This is a genomic window from Mycobacterium kyorinense (genome assembly GCF_001672775.1).
Classification (GTDB): domain Bacteria; phylum Actinomycetota; class Actinomycetes; order Mycobacteriales; family Mycobacteriaceae; genus Mycobacterium; species Mycobacterium kyorinense_A.
Genome location: NZ_LZKJ01000141.1, coordinates 1 through 728, shown reverse-complemented (window position 1 = coordinate 728; position 728 = coordinate 1). Strand labels below are relative to the sequence as shown.

The 728-nt window shown below is 62.2% G+C and carries 1 pseudogene; it reads right to left on the bottom strand.

The features are described from left to right. Positions 1-728, bottom strand: a pseudogene (locus A5707_RS24185) (glycosyl transferase family 1); the annotation flags it as partial.

Below are 728 nucleotides of genomic sequence, written 5' to 3'. Positions count from 1 at the left end.
CCACCGTGGTGCACGACCGCACGGCAAGCCGGAAAGGCGGCAGCGTAATTCATCGCGCTTACTACCTTGACATGGTCGAAGTGGGGGAGGTTGCTGAAGTCGCTCCAGCCGGCGCAAACCAACGCCCGCTCACCTAACTGTGTGCAGGCGGCGCTGATCATCGCGAGCGTGTCGGCAGGGGATTTGACCGGTGTGCTGCCAAACCCGAAGAAAATCGGCGGTGTCCCCGCGCCAATCCAGAAGGCGATTTCGTCGTCAGCATCTGTGGGCAACTCCATCGTCAGCGCGCCGACAATGGGCCGTTGACCATTCCATTTCGTCCATTCGGCTGCCAGCCCGGGGAAGCAGACCTCGTCGTAGGCCTGGATCTCCAGTGACCCCGCTTCGGTGATCCGCCGTGGCGCGGGGCCTTTGGCCTTCGGCAGACCTAGTTGACGGCGCTGCGCGTCGTCGTACTTCTTCACTCCACGCCAATTCGCCCACTCGAACAGCCCTAGTGCGTAGCGGCCCAACGATGGTGGCAGGAATGGCAGATACTGTCCATTGGCTCGCACCGGGGAGATATGCAGCGTCGCCAGCGGAATGTTGTAATACTCCGCGACGTTGCCGGCGGCGTCCTCGAAATTCACACCCGTGAATAGCACGTCGGCCCCGTCGGCCAACGTCGTCAGCGTCGCGATGATCTCCTTCCAGCTCTGGAGAAACGGCTCCTTGACTTCGCGCCGCAT